We start from the raw sequence: 21,593 nt of genomic DNA on the forward strand, positions 1-21,593 counted from the left end.
TTGAATACGCTGCAATTCACGCTCTGCGCGGCAGCGTAAAATGGCTAAACCGTACATCCCTGCTTCCTGGCGCCGATCTTCCAGAACCTCCAACACCCCGACAACCAGACGGCGAGCCAGAAGACCGCGGCAACGACCGGCACCCATTGTGGCGGACCAACGTATGAAGATGAAGACGCTCCGTCGGACAAGAACTGTCTGTGCGGCAGATCGCTCACCAGGCCGGCGGAAGCGGTCTGGATCATCGAGGCCAATTCCGCGGCTTCGCTCTTGACCTGCTGGTCTTCAATATCGACGCCCGCCTGGGCCATCCAGTCGAGAACCACCATCGCATCAAGACCGGCGTCGACCTGCACCTTTTCTCCGGACTGTCGCCGATAGGCGTAATGGCGGTCTTTAGAGGAAAAATCCAACTCAAGGAGTTCACCCTGAGAAGGCACAAGCATGATCGTCAAATCGTTGGAGATTATCGCGTTGTCTCGCCTGACCCGATGCTGAACCAGTTCAATTCGCTGATAGGCGTTCGACCGCGGCTTCTCGAGCGTCTTTCGTGCTGTTGTCGAATCGAGCCGCGGGGCCGCATGGCCGATCAGGACGGTAACCAGAAAGGCCGGAATCGGCAGGATCAAAGTCCAGATCAGCACCAGGAGCCACCCGCGCACGGCCGGCGGCATCGAGGATTGCCCTTCCGTAACAATCCCCGCCTCGCGCAGATCCGAGCCGCACTCGGGGCAAGTGAACGTCGGCAAGCCGCGCACCGCGTAACCGCATTTGCCGCACGCCGGCTCACCAACGTGCCGGCCTCCCCTCCTCGTGATCAGAATGACGAGCAGTACCGTCGGCACGCCCACGATAAGCAATAGCGCCGCACATGGCAGAATCCCGATCACATCCGCCTCCCGCTCGGGAAAACATCAACATGCCTACTGGTTGCCGTGCGATCCTGTCGCGGCCGGGTCCGGCGTCATCCTCTTGCCTTTGTGCTTCCAGAGATGCTGCTTGAGGACTGGGAAAAGCGTCAGGGCATTCTCGCGGAGAATCTGCCGGCCGATTCGCCTGGCGTGCTCTTCGGTCAAATCGCCGGCCGCAACCTTCTCGACCAGCACCTCGGCAACGCAACGCCGCGTCAGTTCAGTCGCTCCGTAAATGCCCTCCGCATGACCGCAATCGGCGCCCCACATGATCCGGTCTGACGGCATGACTTCGAGCCATTCGTGAAACGCCCGCTTGGCCATCGTGTAGCTCAGCGTCGGCAGCCAGACCGAATCGACCCACACGTGTGACGTGTGACGCATCACAATCACGCCGGTTTCGCCGACCCACGGAAACCCGCCGTGAAACAAGACGAACTTCGTCTTCGGGTTGGCCTCGATCAGATCGACCAGCAGCATCGGATTCGAGCCCTGGATGCGGGCCTGGCCGGTGTGGATCTGGATCGGCAGGTCGTGCTTGGCGGCCAGCTCGCAGATTCGCCAGATCACGAAATCCTCAAAATCGCGAATCTCATCGGGCTTCAGCTCCGCCCGGGGCCGGCCGAAAGCCTTTGCCGCCCGCTCCTTGGCCACGTTGCGGAACTCCAGCGTTCGCGAATAAGCCAGAGTGTTCTTCAGGCACGGCAGCCCGCGCTGCTTCGCGTCAGCGATCATCGCGTCCAGCACGCCGACATAGTCGTCGAGAGAATCGGCCTTCAACCCGTGCTCCTTTGCGTACCAATACGGATCTGAATGCTGGTCGCGGTATTCCGAGGGATGGAACCCCCGAATCAGGCTGTTGATGTTCAGCACCGAAACCGCAAACGGATAATCCGAAGGCATCTCCAGCGGCGCCCAATACCGATCCACCACCATGACCTCGATGTTGGCCCGCTCCGTAACCACTTCGTAGAGCCAGCGCTGATCGCGGTAGTTTTCGACAATCTTGCGGTCCAGTTCGCGGGCCTGGTCGTCCGTGATCCGGTCGAAATCGACGCCGTAAAGGTCCTGGAAGGCCGGCAGCAAGAAGCGATAGAAAGTGGTCGCCCGGCCGTTGTCGAAATTGTTCCTGGCCTTGCTCCACCAGTCGTCGAACGACATCCCCGCCGGACGCGGCGCCAGCGGATTGAACCACGCATAATAGCAATGCTGCAGAAGAGCACGAAGGTTCATCGCCTCCTCATTGGAACCTGGCTGGGCATCCGAGCTCAGCCGATCGAACGGCCGGATGTGGTCATGCGTGTCGATGGCTGGGATGGCATCCAGGTAAGACTTCATCTGCCGATAGGCCGGAGTCGCTCGAGTATTCTGGGCGAGCGATGGGGCGGTCAGGTCGAGGCAGCACATGCATGACAGACATACGGCGAGTCGCTTGAACATCGGTTACTCCTTTGCATCAGGCCGGCTTCATTGTCCATGCCGGAATCGGTCCTGCAAGTGCTTGCGACCGCCCATGATACCCTCGCCGTCCCGGGCGAGATGAGCGACCGACAAGGTCGGCGGATTTCGCCTCCTCGAAGGGGGTTGCCGCGGCCGGCCGCCGCTGCAACACTCGACTCACCGACAACAGCACCCGGCCCGAAGGGTCTTACCGGACAAACTCGACGCGCAGATAAAACCGATGGATTCGCGAGAACAGAATCAACGCGGCCGCCAGGAATAAGGCAATGTTCTCAGCCATCTTCCAGCAGAAGTTGACCGGGCCCGCCCCGCACCCGCAGTCGAAGATGATCCGGCAGAACGGGATGTGCTCGGCATCGTGGATGCCCAGGCCCCGCAGCCAGATCATCGGCGTAAAGACCGACAGCATGACCATCACCAGCAAGGCGGTGCCGCGGTGGGCAATGCCCAGGAGCAACAACAGCCCGCACAGGATTTCCACCCACGGCAGGGTGGCGACAGTGAAGTTCAACAGCCACCAGATGTTGTCCGGAAACATTTCGTACTCGCGGACAAGCTTGAGGAAAGTCACCGGATCCATGGCCTTCTTGAAGCCCATGTAAACGAACAGCAAGCCGATGGCCAGCCGGCAAAAAACCATCAGCGCGCCGCTGCGATAGAGTCGCCGAATCAGGCCCGGCTCAGAGTTCATTTCGCTGCCCCTTCGGACGCCTGCCCGCCGCTCGCAGGCACGTCCCAGACCAGTTCGCCGCTGTTGCGCTCCCCGACCTCGTATTGCATTCCATCACCCGCCCACATCGTAAAGCCGCCCGCATAGATATACAGCCTGTCGAACGGGATGCCCCTTTCCAGGAGATCGCCAACCGCCAGCTCACTGTCTTCGCAAACGCCGCCGTTGCAGTAGACCACGATCTTGTCCGCCATTCTGCATGCCTCCAGCACCTTGCCCACGGTCCGATCAAGGTAATAGTGATCCAGGTGGTAGGCCCCCGGAATGTGGCCGCTGCGATAGTGCTGCTCCGTACGGGCGTCGATGATGACGTACAGACCGTCGGCCCGATAGGGGCTGCTGAAGATGTCAACCACTTCATGGTGGTACAGGGCCTGGAAACCGAGGTCTCTCAGCCGCTGGACCATTTCGTCTTCCGTCATCTGCTCCGACGGGTCTGTGCCCGTTTTCGCCGTGTTGCGGCCCCCCGTTTCACCTCCGCCGCCGGAGGCTGTCATCTGGGTGTCCGCCGCTCGAGAGGCCGGACCTGTCTGCGTGCCGTGGTTCGTTCCAGGACCGCTGTACGGGCGGGCGGAGCCTCTGCTAACGACCGGCTTGGTGAAGTAGTTCCTCCTGAGCGACAACCCGTTCGGATTGAGCGCGTTGGCAATCAGGCCGACGCTCACCCCGACGACGGCCAGAAGAAGGAACTCGCGTACTACTCTTGTCACTTCCTTCATCGTCGACACCGGATTGGGCCTCTGGTCGCGGATCGCCAATGCCCTCAACGCGGCACAGCGCGCCCGCACCCTCCGCACCTGCATTATATCCGGGGGAATCGCTCCGGCGAGAGAGCTTTGCAATCGGGCTTTCGCCTCAGCATGCCGATAACCGATCAGTGTGAAGGAGCCCGCCTCCTAACGCGGGCGCGGGCGGCGTCGAAAGGGGCCACACGCTCGCCGACCAGTGCGCGCAGCACCTTCACCGCCTCGATCAGCAGCGAACACGCCCAGGCGTGTGGAGCGGCCCAATACTCAAAGAGAATCTTCGGAATCAGTTCCGGCAGTTGACCTGTGGGACTGGTGTTGGCCAACGCGACCCGCAGGTGCTCCATTGCCAGCTCGATCTGCTGCCGTTTCTCGTCGATGCTGCCGGCCGTCCGTGCCGCGAGCAGCCGGCATAGCGCCAGCCAGATGGTGTTGACGCAGCCCGGCCCTCCGCCCATGTAAGACTCACCCGCAAATCGAAGAATGGCTCCGCCCCCTTTGACATCTGAACGCAGATCCTGGGCAATACCGTTCAACGTGGCCATTGCCAGCCCACGGTCGTGGGGATCACTCAGATTCAGGACCGCCCACGGATAAATCAGCCCCATGGCCGAAGAGTCGAGCGTCGCATCAGGGTGCCCCTCCGGAGTGATTCGGCGAAGCCACCGCTGGCGATCGGGCTGCCAGAAGGTCTTGATGAGCTTGTCGCGCAGCACCCCTCTGGCCGCCGGCCCCGTGCGAGACGGCTCCAGGCCGAAAACCTCGTCTGCCTCGCGCAGGGCCGCGATCACGCCTGCCTGCGTGTATGCAAAACTCCCAACACTGTTCTCCCACAAGTCGATCGAGGGGCAATGCAGGCCATCCTCGCCTATGTAGTCAAGAATCGCCCGCGTGGCGGCCACCGCGGTCGGACGAAAACTCTCGCGAAAAGACTCCGCCTCACTCCCAAGTACCCGGCTGAATTGCCCGGCGGCATGCAGGATCGCACAGGTCTGATCGAGTTGAATCTTGTCCTCGTGAATGCACCACACTGACCCGGGTGAGCCACTCGTCCAGTATCGCTGGTACCAGTGGCCGTTGGTCATTTGAGTGTGGGTGCACCACTCGAAGAAGCGGCGGGTCATGTCGCCGCGGCCGATATCCTGCGCGGCCAATGCACAAACCGTCGCATCCCTCGGCCAGCAGTAGCCGTAGCCCCCCGATAGCTCATAGCCCGGGTCAAACTCCGGCGCCGCAATGAACGTCCCCTGTGACTGGCTGTACAGGTCGTGCAGCGAGATGACCGCCCGATCGAACGCGTCCGCTAGTTCCGGCACCGGACACGTTCCGGCCGCGCTGAGCTCCTCAGAAACTCGCCGGTCCGCCGCTGCCACGGCCTCATCGAACGGCACGCGCGTCAGCCGGTCCGCGGCCGCCATCGCCGTTTCAGGGCTTGATCCGCCCGCCATCACCAGCATCGTTTGCCAGCGATCGCCCACCACGGGTTCAAAACCGATCACAAAATCGACCCGCCCGATCGACAGGTCAAATGCCCCGTAGTCGCCTGCCGCCATCGCTGCCTTCGTCTCCGATGGCCTGCCGTCACGGTACGAGCCGCAACGGCAGCGGAACGCCTCCGTGGCCCCAACGGCAATCGCGATGTCCCGAAGAAACTGCACCGTGAGATTCTGCTGTGGGTAGTAGAAGACGCAGTTGCGATCGAGCGCGTCGCCGACCGCGAGCTTGAAATAATGCACGAATTGAACCGGGCCCACGCTCGAAGACTTGGTAATCACCACGCGTCGAAGCAGAGCGTGCTCGTTGGGTGGAAGCACGTCGGTCATTTCCAGCGACAGATCCATCTCCCGATGTGCCAGCCGCGTGATCAGCACGTTGCTCGAAGGTTCGAACGACTGGGCCACACGCCATGACTCGTCGAAACACCACAAGAAGCGGTTGCCCTGACCAGGTAGACGAATCGCCGGCATGGCCTCACGGATGTTCTGGGCAAAGTCGATCTGCGGATAGAAAAATCCCATGATCTCGCCGGACTTGCCAAACGTGGCGAGTACCAGCCCGTTACCGGCTGCCGCAGTGGGTATGAAGAATGCCATTACTGCCACCTAGGTCGGCCGAGGAAGGCGCTTGCGTGAAGCTGCTCGGCCAGCCCCTTCGAGGCCGCAACGACAGGCATTGCTCGTTGCTGTGCCCCTCTCGGCTCGCGACTGTCGCCGACTCCACCAGCGATCCGGTGCCTTGCGGCACCACACCTCCCGAAGGCGACAAGGAAAGACGCGCGCCGTCGCCGCGTTGCCAACAGCCGCATCTTCATTCTAGCCTGTTAGTTATCGGCATCGAAGACCCTTCAAGTTAATCGGCTTTGGGGCGTAATCGCTCCCAAGTCCGATAAGGCGCACAATCTGCCCCTCAAGCATCACGACTCCCCGTCAGCCGCGGGCCAATCCGCACGCGAACTGCCGGCGCCCGGGCTCGAATCCGCGCGCTTTACGGGTGTTTTCCCCCAGAATTCTTCGCCTTTGCACCGCAAACCGGCCTTCTCGAAGGCCGGTTCAAGCCGAAGTCCCACGCCTGCAAAACGCGTAATCGGCCGTGGTTGCGGGAGTTCTCGCGATGCTGAGCTTCCCCTGGCTGCCCGTATTCCGGTTGCCCTGTCCAACAGTCCCAGCGCGCGTTTCTGGAGCGGCGTCGGTTGGGCGTAGACGGTCGGTCATTCTGGCCGTCTCCAAGCCTTGGAACCGAACGCTACTCTTCGCCGGCGTCGCCAAGTCCGCCAAGAGCATCGGGAAGCTGTGCACCCGCTCGCCGTCGGCGGTCTGCTTCCTCAGGGCCTTGGCCTCGGCTCGCGCCGACCGCTGGCCCTCGGCCACTACCGACGTCCGCCTCGCCCGTTCCCTCTTCGTCGTCGTCGAACACGATTGGTGCCGGCACCTGCCGCATGTGCCACCACACGCGGTACGCCAGTATGCACGGCAGCACGTGCGCCCGCACCTGATCCACCAGACGATGATGGATCGGCAGCACCTTCAGGTCCACCGTCTCGAGGCGACCCGTTTTGACGATGGCCCGGTGCAGCTACTTGTCCGTAGGCGACGGAGCGAGGGCCTTGAACGCCTTTCCGAGCCGGACATCTCCGAGCCGAAGCGACACCGGATGGCCAACGCAGAAGGCGCGACTGGACTTCTCCTGGACGCGACGGAGCCGCCAAAGACCTGCCCTCTTACTTGCCCGGCAGCGGTGCACGGGTGCCGATACTCGGTTCATCACAACCAACAGCTTCAGGCCGCAGGTACTACGGAACCCCTTGCCACGAGGGAAATCGCAAATCCGGATAAGATGGAGTGATCCAACATTTCCAGGTATTCACTGGCATCGCCAGGCACCAAGGGATCTGAACTACACCGCGCAGGATTCGAACCTGCAACCTTCGGTTCCGTAGACCGATGCTCTATCCAGTTGAGCTAGCGGTGCTTACGGCGATTGGCGCCGGTTGAGCACATAATGATATCGTCCCGCGCCAAGGGTGTCCAGTATCGCGGCATCAAGACTCGTTGCCGCACGGATTTGCGAGCGGGCGACGGGCCGGTCACCAAGACGCTTGCGGGGCGTGGTCAGCCTCACTCCGGTCCGCGGCAAGCCTCGGCCGCCGGCCAATGTCGGTTTTCCGGGTGACTTGTCCGCACGTGCCGGCTTGGACGTCACAAGAGGCCGTTGAACGAACGGCCGGTGCAATATGGGCTGATAGCGGCCTGCAAAGCCCCAAAGGGTTCGGTGCTCGACCGCGAACTGCCCAAGTCCAGACCCGACGAAAAAACGACCAGTGCCATCCTCTCGCGGCAACAGCTTGTCGGATTGCCGGCCGACTCCCCCTCCGATACACTCGGATCGTCCGGCCGGGGATACAATTGCCGTCCGCCCCCGGCCCACGGGGTTGTTATCTTTATCATGGTGCTCACATGAATACCTGGCGAGTGCTCCGCACGTTGTTGACTCTGACCGCCGTTGCCTCTCCTCCGGCCATCGCGCTGGACATCAACAATCCTCCGGTTGGTACGTTCGTCGACGAATGGTACGTGGTGAGAATCGAAGGCAAGAAGAGCGGCCACGCGCACATAACCATGAAGCGCTCACAGAAAACCGGCGACGACGTGATCACCAGTCGCACAGATATGGTGATCGAAATCAGTCGGGCCGGTCAGGAAGCCGGCGTCCGCCTCGTTCAGCAAAGCGAGGAGACCATTGATGGCAAGCCCCTCCGATTCATGAATACCATCCGACTCGGCGCTCTGCCCGGCGGCATCACCACCCGCGGCACCGTCGCCGATGGAAAGGTAACCATCACTACTTCCCAGTTCGGCCAGGAAACCGAGCCGAGAGTCTACCCCATGCCCGAAGGCGCGATGATGAGCTGGGCCGTTTATCGGGAGCAGATGAAACGCGGGCTCAAGCCCGGCGACAAGTACGAACTGATGGCATACGAACCGAGCATATCCGCCGACAAGGTGATTCCCATGTCGGTCGAGATCATGGAACCCGAAACGATCGATCTCTTCGGCCGCAAGGTTCAGGCAACCAAGACCAGCCAGGTGATGCATATCACCAACATGCTGGGCCAGAAGTCGGACGTCGAGACGCTCAGCTGGATGACCGACGATGGAAACATCGTCCGCAGCCAGATGATGGTCGCGAAATGGAAAATCGAGATCCTGGCGGCCAGCAAATCCGTCGCTCTGTCGCCCAACGAACCGACCGAACTGATGACCGATGCATTGATTCCCGTAAGCAGGCCGATCGATGGCAGGTCCGACCGAATCACCTACCGAATCTCTCTTAAAAACAAGGTCGATCGCGTTCGCCTCAGCGACATACCCGAGACGGACATGCAGCGAGTACTTCGCCGCAACGAGTCGGAACTTGATCTGGTCGTGACTCGCAGAACCTCCGAAGGTGACAGGCCAGGCGCCAAGAAGCTGGGCGACTCGCCGGCCCGAAGACTGGCTGCAAAGGAAAAAGAAAGGTATCTGACGCCTTCATCGGTGGTCAATTTCAAGGACCCGACCGTCGCCGATCTGGCCAAACAGGCCGCCGGTGACGAGAAAGACCCCCTCAAACTGGCCGAGAGACTATGTCAATTCGTTAGTGACTATGTCGAGGACAAGAACCTGAACGTCGGTTTCGCCACGGCCAGTGAGACGGCCCGCAGCAAAGAAGGCGACTGCACCGAGCACGGGGTGCTCTTGGCGGCCCTGGGTAGAGCCGTGGGCATCCCCACTCGGCTGGTCACCGGGATCGTCTACGCCAGGCATTTTGCCGGCAAGGAAGGCGTCTTCGTGGGGCACCTCTGGACCCAGTTCTTCATCGACGGCCGGTGGGTCGACCTGGACTCGGCCCTCGGCCAGACCGTAGCCGACCCGACCCACATCGCCCTGAGCCTCAGCGACGCCGGCGACAGCGGCATCGCCGATATGGTCAGTTCGGTATGGCTTAACATGGGCGAGCTGAAGATCGAAGTTCTGGATGGGCCCGGCCGAAAGGCCATCAGCCAACCGGCCGGCCTGGTACCCGCGTCCGTGCCCACCCTGCGATAGCCGGAAGACCCGGCTCCCAGCCGCCAACGGTTGCAGCGGTTGCTTTGTACGTTGACGCTCCGGGCCGAAACTGGTACAGATGAAGGGTAGGGGGGCGACAAACAAGCCCCCTGCCTGATGTGGTTCCCTCCCCGCCCCCGAAGTGCCGAAGCAGGGTTGCGGGGGGCACCGCCCCGGATGGATGACCGGCCCGTACCCTACACCGGAGCCCCCAAGTGCAAGACGACAAACCTCTGGCCATGGCCCCCGCTCAGGTCGCCCTTCACAACCTCGGCGATCTCCTCAAATCGAACCTCGCAGCATTCGTGGCTGCCGCCATTGTGGTCGTTGTACTGGCGATCCTGTACTTTACGACCGAAAGCCTGCAACCTCCCCAGGCGAAACTCAACAGTCAGATCGAGGTCGAGGTCGAAAAGGCCAAGCGAATGCTCGCCAACTACAACCCCGTTGGGGAGCGGGTGACCACCCTCATTGACACCGCATTTGCCTCCTCAACGCAGCCGATGACCGAACCTGTTCCCGAGGATCAATGGCCTGTCAGCCTGAAGACGCTGCGGGAACACCTCGATTCGGTTGCCGGCCAGATCGAGCCTCTGAACGTACGGTACCGGGCTTGGAGCGGTGAGACGCCCGCACCCGGTACGGCGGCGGGCTATTCCCAATTGAAAGAACAGTTGGAGAAGAACCTTGCTCAGGTCAGCGAGGCCCTGAAGATCGTCCAATCCGCTGTCAACATGTCCGTCGAGGCAGGTGACCGGACCATCAGCGGCAGGGACCACCCCGTCGCCACCCGGTTAGAGGCCGTCCTGATCTACCATCAGGCGGACCTGCTGCGTCAAAAAGCAGCGGCTCGCCGCGATCACGCCGTCACCGCGAGGGCAGAGTTCGAGCGGGCCCGAGCCCAGTGGCAGATGCTTCAATCCCAGATCGCTGCGATCCAGGCGGTAGCCCATAGAGAGGCTGCCTCAGTGCCCGCCGCAGCCCGCGCGCCGGCCGTGCCTCAATCGGAACCTCCGAAGGCGGCAACCCGGCCACCCGAGAAAACCGTGCCGGCAGGCAAGCCGGGCGTCGTGAGCCGGCTGACCGGCCTTCTCTTCGGCAAGAAAAAGCCCGATGCCGTCCCGCCGGATTCGACGTCACCCGAGCCGGCGCCTGCCCAGGCTGACAGAGAAACCAAGGAGCCGATGGTCGAGAGTCCGGAGCCCCCGGCTCCCACGGCGTTCGTGAAGCCTCCGACGCCGCAACAACGGCTGCGCGAACTGGCCGCCCAAAGAGAACAGGCAATCATTCAAATCGCTGCCGCCGAGGCAGACGTGGCCAGACTGCGAGACCACGTATCTGACCTGGAACATGCTCTTGCCGGCGCCAAGCAGGCTGCCCGCGACGCCCAGCTCCGCATGATGCGGCTCGAAGAACAGGGAGTTGACCCCACCGATCCCGAAGCAATAGAGCGGTTCAAGAGCGATTATCAGCAGGCCTCGACCGAGTATCGCAAGCAGGTGCGGGAAGCGGCGCTGCTCGAAAATGGCGGCATTCGTAATGCAAGGCCGGACACTCAAGATGAGCGGGAGTACCTGAATGCCCCGTTGGTCTCGGCCGATCCGGCGCAACCCATGAACCCCACCGAAGGCTTGGTCTCCGTCCGAAAGCGGTTGCAGGCGGCGGAGGAACAGCACGAAGCAGCCAAGAACCTGCTGGCAACTATCGATGTCCAGGTCGCCGCGGTTCAACGTCGGCAAAGCGACGACTCCGCCCGGTTGACCGCCCTTGAACAGAGACAGGCGGCATTGAAGGAACAGGCCGCCAAGGCGATCAAAGATGCCGTTGTAGCCACGGCCGAGGCCGACAAGCTGGCCAGGGATGCGATCGAACTGCTGAGCGGAGACGGCAGACAAGCAGCGCAGAACGCGCGCACGGCCGCCGACAACCAGATCCGTGAGGCTCGCAACAGGCAGCAGCCGGGCGTCGAAAACCCACGTCTTGAGATCATCACCAAGAGCGGTATGCTTGTCGGCTCTGCCCAAACGCTCGAGGCCGATATCGCCCTGTTGACCGCCTACGTTCAGGCCGCAAGGGTCAGCGACTTGCTGGCTCATGCCCAGGTTCTGAGCCACGCTGAGAGCATGGGCGTTCGCCCGCAGCAACCGCAGGACGATGCGGCCCTCGCTTATGAAGCCGCTGCCGCGGCGGAAGAGGCCAGGAAGGCCCGCGAGCAGGCCATTGCCGTCGCCCGTGAGGCTTACAACAGCTACCGCGAAGCATCTGCGGCCCTCGACAATCTTTGGGTCCTGAACGCGAATGCGGCCGCCGTTTGCTACCTGTTGTCATCGCTCCAGACCGGGGAGGAAGCCGACAAGAGCCGAGATCTCGCGATTCGGATCTACGAGCAGACCTTGCAGGGTCGATCGGATCGGAAGGATATCGCGGATTATCGCCGGGCGCTCGACGGGCTCAACCGGCTCCGGCAGGCCCGGGCTAGGTGATGCGATGGCATGAGCAAGTCCCTGCGGGCTACTTGTATCGCTTCGCGGCTGCGGTCCCGATGAGAACAACACCTTCACGCCGGCTTGAGTGGCGGTTCGCGGCGGCGATTGGGCTGATGTTCGCCGCAACGGCTCTCTCTCATCCCCTCGGCAATGACAATGTCGAGCATGTCAACGTGCTCTGGATCTTCCCCGATCGAGTCGAGGTGGATTGTCTGCTGTTCATCGCCGAAAACCAATCCTCCCGCATCAAGCAGGATGAAATCGACACCGACAAGGACGGATTCGCCTCCACGGATGAGCAGCAAGCCTGGCTGGAGCTGGAAGCCGGCCGCCAGAAAGACAGGTTGCGCGTTACCCTCGACGGCCGACCATTGCCGCTCAGGACGGTCGAAGCCCCTGTTGACCCAAACAGCGGCATGCGATCTTTCTCCAACCGCCTCATCATTGAGCAGCCCGGCCTTGGCGGCATGCCCACCTACCGCCTGCTGATCCGCTACGTCACCCGCTTTGATCGTCCATTAACGGACGCGGTACACATGCTGACCTTTGAGGATTCAAGCTACCTGAGCAGCCCCGGCCTCAAGCGCATCCTGCTCGAACGTCTGCCGGACATCGAAGTGCTGCCGCCGCATCCCGAGTTCTGGACCACGGATCCGTTTCTCTTTGAGCAGTATGACCCCGCTAACCTGCCACAGGAGCGCTCAGCGATCATACAGTTTCGACTCGCCGCCGATGCGGGTATTCCGGCTACGGGCCCCACGCAAGAAAAGACCGTGAGCGGTCGTCCCCACGCAGCGGGACGCCCCGACGTGCCCGATCGATACGAGAAAGGCCTCACCGCCCCCGTGGCGGGTGTACAGACGACCTATCAGGCCCAGGCGAACCGACTCATGGAACTGCTACAGCTCCGCTGGGGCCTGATGGTGTTCGTCATGATCACAGGACTGGCGTTCACGTGGGGCGCCGCCCACGCATTGATGCCAGGCCACGCAAAGACCGTCGTGGCAGCCTATCTGATCAGCCAGAGCGGCACCTATTGGCACGCTGTACTTTTGGCCGTCGTCGTCACGATCACCCATACGGCACTCGTCGTGGCACTCGGGGTCATCTGGGCATTCTACCAAGCGACCAACCCGGCCCTCGGTCCCAAAGTCCAGCTCTGGCTCGGGCTTGTCTCGGGGTTGCTTGTCGCCGGTATGGGGCTCACCCTCATCTGGCGGGCCTGCCGCGGCAGCCTGGCGCGGCATCATCACGATCACGGACATCCCGAGCTCCGATCCCGGTTCCGCCGCCTGTTCAGTCACTCACATGTCCATCCTTCCCCCCATGCACACGATCATCCCCGCGACCATGCAACCGCTCACCATCATGGTCATGACCACGGGCATCCGCACGACCACAACCACGCGGCCATGCCCCCCATGCCGTATGCAACGTCGCCGTCTGCCACTGCTTCCGATCGCGTCACCGGACGCATGATCCTCATGTTGGGAATCACCGGCGGAATTGTCCCTTGCCCGACGGCTACGATCATCATGTTGCTCGGGATCGGCGCGAACGTGGTGGTCGGAGCGCTCTACGCCGTGGCCGTGTTCAGCCTTGGATTGGCCCTGACGCTGATGCTGATCGGCTTCCTGGCGCTGTCCAGCCGACGTTTTGCAGCTCGGCTGATGTCCAGCGACGACCAGGCGGAACGTCTCTCCGGAGGCGGCAGGCTCATTCTGCTCCGCGTCGTGCCGGCCGTGAGCGGCCTTGCCGTTGTCCTGCTCGGCTTGGCCATTTCGGCCAACTACGTCCACTATATGCGCACCGGCACGACCCTATTCCGCTGGATGGGATGAAACCGCCCCCGGCCTCGGCGGTAACGGACTCGCACGCAACCAGCGCTCGAGCCACCGCACCGTTTCATTGTGATTCAGCTTCTGCGTGTTGACAAAAGCGACACGCGCTCTTTGAATGATCGCCTCTGAGGCATCCTCCTCGTCCAGCAATTCATATGACACTTTGAGCGTGCGCAGGTGCGTCATCAGGTACACGTTTTCGTCAGCCAAGTGGGCAGTGAAAACACTGAAAAGCCTGGCGTCCTGGTTCCCGGCGAGCCAATCCACGAAGTTGTCCAGCAAGCCGTAGCTTGCATCCAGCAGGCACACCGGCCCGACGTGGTCTTCCAGCCCGCCTCTTTCCAGGCAGAAGGCAATCGCCCGATAGGCCCCGCTATGGCCGGCCAGTGCGACGCGTCCCAATTCCTTTCCGGCAATCTTCCGCTCGGCCACGAGGACGTCCAGTGCTTCCTCGACCAGGTGCTTGAGGCCGCCTTCTTCTTCCAGGCGGCCACCGCCGGAGTCGGGCGATTCCTTCGGCCCTTCCGGAAAAACCAGGATCACGTTGCGGCCGCTCGCGACCACCTGCTCGCGGAGCCTGCATTCAAACATCGCCCGGTGGATGTTGTTGAAATGGCCGTGGAGGTAGATCAGCAGGTCGGTCTGCTTTTCAGGGCGATAGCCCTTGGGGATGAACAGCGCGACGCTGTTGTCCGTGTAGTGCGGATCGCGAGGAAAGACCTTATCGCCGCTTTTGAATCCGGCGGCACGGCTCGCGTGAGGAAAGGGGGCGCTGCGCATCCGGACAATCGCCGTCTGCCCAAGTTCGCCGTCCTCCCAGTCGATCGCCGCTCCGGAGGGCTCATAGCTTGCGACACACAGGATGCCGAGCAATGCCAGTGTACTCATGTTGGCCTCCACGAATTCAACGTGCCATCATTCTACCGCCGCGGCCCGAAAGTCGCTTGATTGCGCGTCGGGCAGGACCGGCATCGAACAACGGCCACGGCCATCCGGCCCCCTCAGTTGTTTCGCGGATAGGAATGTTAAACGCCGAGGCGGCTGTCCGCCGATGATTACAGGATCGACTCTCTGGTCTTCCCAGGGAGAGGGGGTGAAACCCTGTCCTGCGGAGAGGGGCGTCTGGCCGTGCGGAACCACGCGGTCCGGTAGGCAGTCTGATCGACGACGATGGCGGCCCGGCCGCTCCTCACGAATGGGATCATCCGGGTCGACCGGCTCGAAAGCTGAATTACCATGAGCGATGCTCTGACGATGGAGATGGATCCCGCGTTGTCCGAGACAGAGAGTCTGACTGCCGAGGAAAGAGCCCACGCTACCTCCGTCTGGATTGTCGCGGTGGCTGGTGGACTCATGGCCATCGGCGCCGTCATGACCTTCTCGGCCAGTACCTCAATCGACCACCCGCTGGTCATCTGGCCCGTCTGGGAGACCGATGCCATACGCCAGTTGGCCTTCGTCACCGCCGGCTTGCTTGCCATGCTGCTGATGACACGGGTGCCTTACACCTGGTTCTCCCTCGGGCGCGGTTATCTGGCGTTGATTCTGCTCATCCTTGCCCTTGGCGTGGCTTCTCTCGTGTTCGTGCCCGGGCTGGGCGTGGCCTCCCACGGTGCCTATCGGTGGTTGAAAATACCCGGCACCACGAGCCGGTTTCAGCCCTCGGAACTGGTCAAGGGAGCCTTGCCCATCTTCATAGCCACCTGGACCGTCTATAGGGTTGATATCCGCAAATTCTGGACCGGGCTTGTGCCCATGGGCGCCGTTATCGCCCTCTGCGCCGGCACCATCGGCATCGAGGACTTCGGCACCGCCGCCTTGCTGGCCCTTGTCGCCGGCGGAATGCTCCTTGTCGCCGGCGCGAAGATCTGGCACTTGCTGTTGCTGACCCTGCCCGCAGTACCGGCCTTTGGCTATCTGATCATCAGCAAGTCGCACCGCGTCGATCGCTTGACCATCTTCCTGGACCCTTTCCAGGATGCGACCGGAAAAGGCTACCAGATCATCCAGTCCCTCTGCACCATTATCAGCGGCGGCTGGTGGGGGCGCGGCTTGGGCAACGGCTTCGTGAAAGGATACCTTCCGGAAGCCCGTAACGATTTCATCTTCGCGGTGATCTGCGAAGAGTTGGGGATCGTCGGTGGAATCGCGGTGATCGGGCTGCTGCTCACTTTCTTGTGGCTGGGGCGAAGCGTCGTCTTTCGATGCCCTGACCCCGTCGGTCGCCTCCTTGCCTTCGGCATCGTGCTGATGTTCGGCATCCAGGCAGCCATGAACATCGCCGTCGTCACCGCCTCGGTTCCTACCAAGGGCATTGCCCTGCCGCTGGTCTCCGCCGGTGGATCCGGTACGGTTTTCCTCGGGGGTGTGGTTGGGGTGCTGGCCAGCATTGCACGGCACTCCGGTTCGGCACCACCGGAGAAGGCCTGATTCCCGAGCTGCGGGCGATCAATCCGAAGGCATGGCCATTCTCTCGGTAGCTCATCGATGGGCTTTCATGCGAAAGGCACGAATGTGAGCGAGTCTCGCCATTGGTTCGTCTTCGCCGGCGGTGGCACTGGCGGCCACCTTTTCCCCGCGTTGGCTGTCGTGGAATTGCTTCGTGAACGCGGCCTGCCGGTTGACGTCTCGTTTTTCTGCACGCAACGCCCCATCGACCAGAATGTGCTCGACGAAGCTCAGATCCAGGCCTACCCTTTGTCCGTACTGCCGTTTCCGACCCGTCCATGGGCATGGCCAAGATTTCTGTGGCATTGGCGCCAGTCCGTCTCTGTCTGCCGGCAGGCCTTCCAGCAGCGACGACCAGCGGTGATTGTCGGAGCTGGCGGATATGCCTCCGGACCGCCTGTCCATGTCGGGTTGAAGATGGGCATCCCGACGTTCCTGCTGAATCCTGACGCGGTACCCGGACGGGCCAACCGACACCTCGGCAAGCGCCCCGATCTCGCTGGCGTGTTCGCTCAGTGGGACGTGACCAAAGCCTCTTTTCCCCCGACAGCGCCAGTCTACGTCACCGGCTGCCCAGTACGAAAAGCTTTCAGGTCCGTCTGCGAGTCTGCCGCCAAGCTCAATACGCTTGAAGCCGTCCGCGATAAAATGGGCGAGTTGAAGCAATCTTTCAGCTTGGATCCGTCTCGCCCCATGCTCCTGATCACCGGAGCGTCCCAGGGAGCACGCACCATCAACGAGGCGTTCATTCGGCTGGCTGATCAAATCGCTTCGGCCGGCTGGCAGGTGCTCCACCTCACCGGGCAGGCAGATTACGAACGCGTCGCTAGGGAATACCGCCGGTCCAGCCTCTCAGCCGCCGTCCTGCCCTTCACAGACCGAATGGCTCATGCCATGCTCGCCTCCGACCTCATTGTCTCGCGGGCCGGCGCCTCAACATTGGCTGAAATTCTCGCGGTAGGGAAACCATCCATCCTTCTTCCCTATCCCTTTCATCGCGACCGCCACCAGTGGCATAACGCCGAAGTCCTGGTTAAAGCCGGAGCGGCTATTCTTCTTGACGACCTCAAGGATGGCGAGGAAAACGCTCGCCAGATCCGGCCGGTCTTGACCGATATCCTCAACAACGCCTCGCATCGCGAACGCATGGGCGCGGCAGCCTGTGGGTTGGGCAGGCCCCAAGCGGCCGCAAAGATTGCACAACATCTCTGCCAGTCTGCCGGCATTGATTTTTAGCGGACCTCCTCGGCTGGAGCAGCCGGACATGCGACGTTTCTCTTCGGCAACGCAACTCCTTACCGTCTCTCAAGGAAAGCTGAAGCGACTCCCGATACAACTAGTGAAGCGGTTCAGCTTGGTAGTGCGGGCCGCACGCTTGCGCCGGAGGTGCACCGCCGGCGGTCGACGGCGTGTTTGGACCAATGCCTCGTTCACAGTAGAATGTGCACACCAAGCCGAAGCGCCTTGAGCGAGAACAATGCCCTGGCTCCTGGATTTCTCAGTCTGTCAGGTTGTGGAGCCGGCCTGATCGGGAGGGGGCAACTGTCGGCTTGTGAAGGTGTGATGGGCAAGCCCGGGGGAAAGGTGCGGTCGGTCGCCTGATGGAGATGTTTCACATCACACGGAAGGGTCTTTCATGTCCCATGTAGCAGGGGCCAATTGTGAGGCGAGCAACGGTTTGGCTCTTGACGGTCCGCCGACGCATTTGACGAAGCCGGACCGACCGGCCGCCGAGGACGGTGTTTTCAACCCCGTGGGCCTGCGGGTCCACATGATCGGAATTGGCGGATGCGGAATGCGAGGAGCCGCCCGGGTGCTCATGCGCGCAGGCGCCAGGGTCAGCGGCTCCGACCGCAAGGAGTCAACCGCCCTCGTCCTGCTCTCGGAACAGGGAGCGAACATCCACATCGGCAGCAAGCCCGGTCATGTTCCGGATCCGTGCGATCTGGTCGTGCATTCCGCCGCCGTCAAGGAGTCGGACCCGGAGATGATGGAAGCGGTCCGCCGCGGCCTTAAGGTCGTCAAGTATTCCCAACTGCTCGGGCTGCTCATGTCCCGTAAACTGGGTATCGCCGTCGGCGGAACCCACGGTAAGAGCACGACCACCGCAATGATTGCGTACGTGCTTCGTGAGGCAGGTCTGGATCCCTCTTTCGTGATCGGCGCGGGTGTCGAGCAACTCGGCGGCGGATCAGGTGTCGGCGACGGAGAACAATTCGTCGTCGAGGCCTGCGAGTACGACCGATCATTCCATAACCTGCGGCCTCGTTGCGCCATCCTCCTCAACGTCGATGAGGACCATCTCGACTACTACCGCGACATCAGGGAAATTATCTCCTCATTCCACGACTTCGCGGCCCTGGTTCCGGCGAACGGACTTCTCGTGGTCAACGGCGAAGACCGGAACACCATGGAGGCGGTAGCCGGAGCCAAGGCGACGGTCGAAACCTTCGGTTGCCAGAACCTCTTCGACTGGCGGGGCGAGATCGTCGAAGTCCGCAACGGCTCGTATCGTTTCAGGGTCTTTCGAAAAGGGCAGGTGCTCACCGAGATCACGCCTGGGGTTCCGGGGCGGCACAACGTTATGAACGCTCTCGCGGCGACCGCTGTCTGTTTCTACTGCGGGGTGCGGCCTGAGGTCATCGCGCGGGCTCTGGCCGACTTCCGCGGGGCCCATCGCCGGATGACGCCGCGAGGCAGCATAGGAGGAGTAACGGTTCTCGACGACTACGCTCACCATCCGCGCGAGATCCAGGCAACGCTCAAGACGGTCCGGGAGTACTACAACCCGAACAAGCTCTATGTTGTGTTTCAGCCGCACCAGCACTCCCGCACCCGGTTCTTGCTCAATGACTTCGCCAAGAGCTTCGGAGCCGCCGACGTGGTGGTCGTGCCGGACATCTACTTCGTGCGCGACAGCGAATCGGAACGAGAACTGATCGATTCCAAGGACTTGGTGGATCTGCTCCGCCAACAAGACCGTGATGCCCGCTACGAGGCCGATTTTGACTCCATCACCAGAATGCTGTGCGAAGAGGTAGGTCCGGGTGATGTGGTGATCACCATGGGGGCCGGTAACGTCTGGCAGGTGGCCGACAGCGTGCTCGCCGGGCTGGCCGGCGCGCAGCAAGACGGTGACCCGTTTGTCGCCATGGGCGACATTGCCGATCATTAAGCTCCCCGGCCTCGGCGCACTGCAGCCTTCGGCCGCGACCGGGACGGGACGACCTGAGATGGACGCGCGGCCGGGGCCGCGCTGGGCACGGACATGAAAACGGATTTTCTCTCAGACCTTTCCGGGATCGTCACCCAGAACGAGCCGCTGGCCTCGCACACTTGTCTGCGCGTCGGCGGTCCTGCTCGTTGGTTCGCCAGACCTCGATCCATCGACCACGTCCGGGAACTGGTTCGCCGCTGCAACAGCGAAGGTGTCGAGTTTCTTCCCTTGGGTCTGGGGGCCAATCTCCTGGTCAGCGACGAAGGCGTGGACGCTTTGGTGATCCGTCTGGGCGAACCAGTCTTTCAATCCGTAGACTGGGGCAACGAAGATGCCCGCAAGCGAGATAAGCCGGTTACGATTTCGGTCGCAGCCGGCACCGATATGTACCGCCTCACCTCCGATGCAGTCCGTAGCGGCTTGGGCGGACTTGAGAGAATGGCCGGCATCCCGGGCACCATAGGCGGGATCCTCCGCATGAACGCCGGGGGCCGGTTTGGTAACATCTGCGATGTGGTGCACCACGTAACGGTTGTCGACGCGGCCGGCGAATTGCGCACACTCAGCCGTAAGGAGGCCGGCTTCCGGTATCGCGGCTCAAACTTGGGCGGCACCGTCGTCTGTAGCGCCGGCTTGACGTTGGAGCCGGCCGATCCCGATCAGTTGAAGGCTCGGTTCCGGGAGATCTGGGAAATGAAAAAGAACACTCAGCCGCTGGCAGATAACTCGGCGGGCTGTGTGTTCAAGAACCCCCCCGGTGCAAGCGCCGGCGGACTCATCGACCAGGCCGGCCTCAAGGGCCGCCGGGTCGGAGGGGCTGTCGTTTCGCCCAGGCATGCGAATTTCATCGTCACCGAGGCCGGAGCCACCGCACAGGATGTGCTGACACTCATCGGCATCATCCGTCGGGAGGTGGCCGATCGCTTCGGCGTCGAATTGGAGACGGAAGTCCAGATCTGGGGTCGCCGGCGGCTTCGCGCCGGCGAGCCCATCCGCTAAAATGAGCGACCGCCTTGGCTAAGGATGGTTTCAAGAGGAAACGGAAGTCCAACATGACACAAATAGCAGATCACGTCGCCTTTACACCAGTCAACAGCAAGACGGTCGAGCGTCGCCTGCGAATCACCGTTCTGTCCGGTGGGCCTGGTTCGGAACGAGAAGTAAGCCTCAAGAGCGGGCGGGCCGTGGCGGCGGCCCTGAAATCGCTCGGACATGACGTCTATCTCGCCGACATCAGCCCTGAGGACTTGTCCGCCCTTGACCGACCGGTGGATATGGTCTTCATCGCCCTCCACGGGGCGTTCGGCGAAGATGGCCAGTTACAGAAGATCCTCGATGATCGACGTATCAGGTACTGTGGTTCCGGCCCGCAGGCGTCGGCCATGGCGATGAACAAGGCCCTCGCCAAGTCCCGCTTCATGGAGGTGGGCGTCCCCACACCGTTGTTCGAAGTGGTCACGCCCGACAACATCGAGCAGGTGCTCGCGCAGTGGACGCCGCCGTCCGTCGTCAAACCCCTCTGCGAGGGCAGCAGCGTGGACTGCGTGATCGTTCACCAAGGCCAGGACCTCGAGGCGCCGATTCGCAAAGAGATCGAGATCTACGGCCAGTGCATGATCGAACGTTTCGTCAAAGGGTCGGAGCTGACCGTGGGCGTCCTCGGCGACGAACCCTTGCCGCCGATCCAGATTCGGCCGAAACGCGAATTCTACAATTATGAGGCGAAGTATCTGGACAACGACACCGAATACCTTTTCAATATCGACCTGCCGGCAACCTTGCTTGGTGAGATCTGCGACTTGAGCGTCCGGGCTCATCAATCGTTGGGCTGCCGGGATTTCTCGCGCGTGGATTGGATCGTGGAGGAGAGCACCAACCGGCCGTTCGCGCTGGAGGTCAACACGATCCCTGGCTTTACGGATCATTCATTGCTGCCGAAGGCGGCTCAACAGGCGGGTCTGGGTTTCTCGCAATTGTGTCAGCGCATCGTGGAACTCACGTACCTGCGGTAAGCAGTCTCGGTGGTCGTCGGGGAGTACAGTGGTGAGCCGGAGCAGTCAGCGCCGTGGTGACGGCAACTCGGCGGATGAGTCGACTTGGTCGAGCCTACGCGCGAATGTGCGGGCGTTCCGACCGATCGTCTCGGCCGTCTTCCTTGTGGCCTTTCT

The 21,593-nt window shown here is 62.0% G+C and carries 15 protein-coding genes and 1 tRNA gene; 8 read left to right on the forward strand and 8 right to left on the reverse strand.

Annotated features, from left to right (window positions below; genetic code table 11):
* Window positions 1-44: 44 nt before the first annotated feature.
* From PLL20_16730 to PLL20_16760, 7 genes are all read right to left on the reverse strand, one after another.
* Complete coding sequence (locus PLL20_16730) at window positions 45-890, reverse strand: hypothetical protein (protein HPD31640.1); 846 nt, start codon at window positions 888-890, stop codon at window positions 45-47.
* Window positions 891-923: 33 nt separating this feature from the next.
* The gene (locus PLL20_16735; GenBank protein ID HPD31641.1) at window positions 924-2,351 is read right to left on the reverse strand and encodes an amidohydrolase family protein; all 1,428 of its coding nucleotides are present in this window, start codon (window positions 2,349-2,351) and stop codon (window positions 924-926) included.
* Window positions 2,352-2,559: 208 nt separating this feature from the next.
* A complete protein-coding gene (locus PLL20_16740; GenBank protein HPD31642.1) occupies window positions 2,560-3,063 on the reverse strand; it encodes a DoxX family membrane protein in 504 nt (167 codons plus the stop codon).
* Window positions 3,060-3,812, reverse strand: a complete 753-nt coding sequence (locus PLL20_16745) for a rhodanese-like domain-containing protein (GenBank protein HPD31643.1) — start codon at window positions 3,810-3,812, stop codon at window positions 3,060-3,062. Before PLL20_16745 ends, PLL20_16740 begins: the two co-directional genes overlap by 4 nt.
* A 164-nt stretch (window positions 3,813-3,976) precedes the next feature.
* Complete coding sequence (locus PLL20_16750; GenBank protein ID HPD31644.1) at window positions 3,977-5,941, reverse strand: glycoside hydrolase family 15 protein; 1,965 nt, start codon at window positions 5,939-5,941, stop codon at window positions 3,977-3,979.
* A gap of 649 nt (window positions 5,942-6,590) precedes the next feature.
* Entirely contained in the window at window positions 6,591-6,869 is a 279-nt protein-coding gene (locus PLL20_16755; protein HPD31645.1) for a hypothetical protein, read from the reverse strand.
* Window positions 6,870-7,242: 373 nt separating this feature from the next.
* A tRNA-Arg gene (locus tag PLL20_16760) sits at window positions 7,243-7,316 on the reverse strand.
* Between the two features lie 485 nt (window positions 7,317-7,801).
* On the opposite strand from PLL20_16760, the gene PLL20_16765 reads away from it, so the two are divergent.
* The 3 genes from PLL20_16765 (at window position 7,802) to PLL20_16775 (ending at window position 13,760) form a co-directional block, all read left to right on the forward strand.
* Entirely contained in the window at window positions 7,802-9,433 is a 1,632-nt protein-coding gene (locus PLL20_16765; GenBank protein HPD31646.1) for a transglutaminase domain-containing protein, read from the forward strand.
* Window positions 9,434-9,648: 215 nt separating this feature from the next.
* Window positions 9,649-11,916 (forward strand): hypothetical protein, encoded by a 2,268-nt coding sequence (locus PLL20_16770; protein ID HPD31647.1) that lies wholly within the window; start codon window positions 9,649-9,651, stop codon window positions 11,914-11,916.
* A gap of 59 nt (window positions 11,917-11,975) precedes the next feature.
* A complete protein-coding gene (locus PLL20_16775; protein HPD31648.1) occupies window positions 11,976-13,760 on the forward strand; it encodes a hypothetical protein in 1,785 nt (594 codons plus the stop codon).
* On the opposite strand, the gene PLL20_16780 is transcribed toward PLL20_16775, so the two are convergent.
* A complete protein-coding gene (locus tag PLL20_16780; GenBank protein HPD31649.1) occupies window positions 13,740-14,648 on the reverse strand; it encodes a hypothetical protein in 909 nt (302 codons plus the stop codon). The two genes, PLL20_16775 and PLL20_16780, sit on opposite strands and share 21 nt — an antisense overlap.
* Before the next feature lie 348 nt (window positions 14,649-14,996).
* Here PLL20_16780 and PLL20_16785 point away from each other — a divergent pair, with 348 nt between their 5' ends.
* The 5 genes from PLL20_16785 to PLL20_16805 all read left to right on the forward strand — a co-directional run bounded on the left by PLL20_16785 (window position 14,997) and on the right by PLL20_16805 (window position 21,437).
* A complete protein-coding gene (locus PLL20_16785; GenBank protein ID HPD31650.1) occupies window positions 14,997-16,190 on the forward strand; it encodes a putative peptidoglycan glycosyltransferase FtsW in 1,194 nt (397 codons plus the stop codon).
* A 57-nt stretch (window positions 16,191-16,247) separates the two neighbouring features.
* Entirely contained in the window at window positions 16,248-17,444 is a 1,197-nt protein-coding gene (locus PLL20_16790) for a UDP-N-acetylglucosamine--N-acetylmuramyl-(pentapeptide) pyrophosphoryl-undecaprenol N-acetylglucosamine transferase (GenBank protein HPD31651.1), read from the forward strand.
* 400 nt (window positions 17,445-17,844) lie between these two features.
* Window positions 17,845-19,383 carry a UDP-N-acetylmuramate--L-alanine ligase gene (murC, locus tag PLL20_16795; protein HPD31652.1) on the forward strand — a complete coding sequence of 513 codons (1,539 nt, stop codon included), beginning with the start codon at window positions 17,845-17,847 and terminating at the stop codon, window positions 19,381-19,383.
* Window positions 19,384-19,476: 93 nt separating this feature from the next.
* Window positions 19,477-20,424, forward strand: coding sequence for a UDP-N-acetylmuramate dehydrogenase (murB, locus tag PLL20_16800; GenBank protein ID HPD31653.1), 948 nt, complete (start codon window positions 19,477-19,479; stop codon window positions 20,422-20,424).
* A gap of 53 nt (window positions 20,425-20,477) precedes the next feature.
* Complete coding sequence (locus tag PLL20_16805) at window positions 20,478-21,437, forward strand: D-alanine--D-alanine ligase (GenBank protein ID HPD31654.1); 960 nt, start codon at window positions 20,478-20,480, stop codon at window positions 21,435-21,437.
* Window positions 21,438-21,593: the final 156 nt, after the last annotated feature.

It is taken from the genome of Phycisphaerae bacterium (assembly GCA_035384605.1).
Taxonomy (GTDB): Bacteria; Planctomycetota; Phycisphaerae; order UBA1845; family PWPN01; genus JAUCQB01.

Excerpts from the sequence above, each read along its gene's own strand:
- PLL20_16750 (HPD31644.1), bottom strand. The coding sequence starts at position 5,941 with ATGGCATTCTTCATACCCACTGCGGCAGCCGGTAACGGGCTGGTACTC.
- PLL20_16740 (HPD31642.1), bottom strand. The coding sequence starts at position 3,063 with ATGAACTCTGAGCCGGGCCTGATTCGGCGACTCTATCGCAGCGGCGCG.
- PLL20_16785 (HPD31650.1), top strand. The coding sequence starts at position 14,997 with ATGAGCGATGCTCTGACGATGGAGATGGATCCCGCGTTGTCCGAGACA.
- PLL20_16765 (HPD31646.1), top strand. The coding sequence starts at position 7,802 with ATGAATACCTGGCGAGTGCTCCGCACGTTGTTGACTCTGACCGCCGTT.
- PLL20_16735 (HPD31641.1), bottom strand. The coding sequence starts at position 2,351 with ATGTTCAAGCGACTCGCCGTATGTCTGTCATGCATGTGCTGCCTCGAC.
- murC (HPD31652.1), top strand. The coding sequence starts at position 17,845 with ATGTCCCATGTAGCAGGGGCCAATTGTGAGGCGAGCAACGGTTTGGCT.
- PLL20_16775 (HPD31648.1), top strand. The coding sequence starts at position 11,976 with ATGAGAACAACACCTTCACGCCGGCTTGAGTGGCGGTTCGCGGCGGCG.
- PLL20_16790 (HPD31651.1), top strand. The coding sequence starts at position 16,248 with ATGGGCTTTCATGCGAAAGGCACGAATGTGAGCGAGTCTCGCCATTGG.
- murB (HPD31653.1), top strand. The coding sequence starts at position 19,477 with ATGAAAACGGATTTTCTCTCAGACCTTTCCGGGATCGTCACCCAGAAC.
- PLL20_16805 (HPD31654.1), top strand. The coding sequence starts at position 20,478 with ATGACACAAATAGCAGATCACGTCGCCTTTACACCAGTCAACAGCAAG.
- PLL20_16780 (HPD31649.1), bottom strand. The coding sequence starts at position 14,648 with ATGAGTACACTGGCATTGCTCGGCATCCTGTGTGTCGCAAGCTATGAG.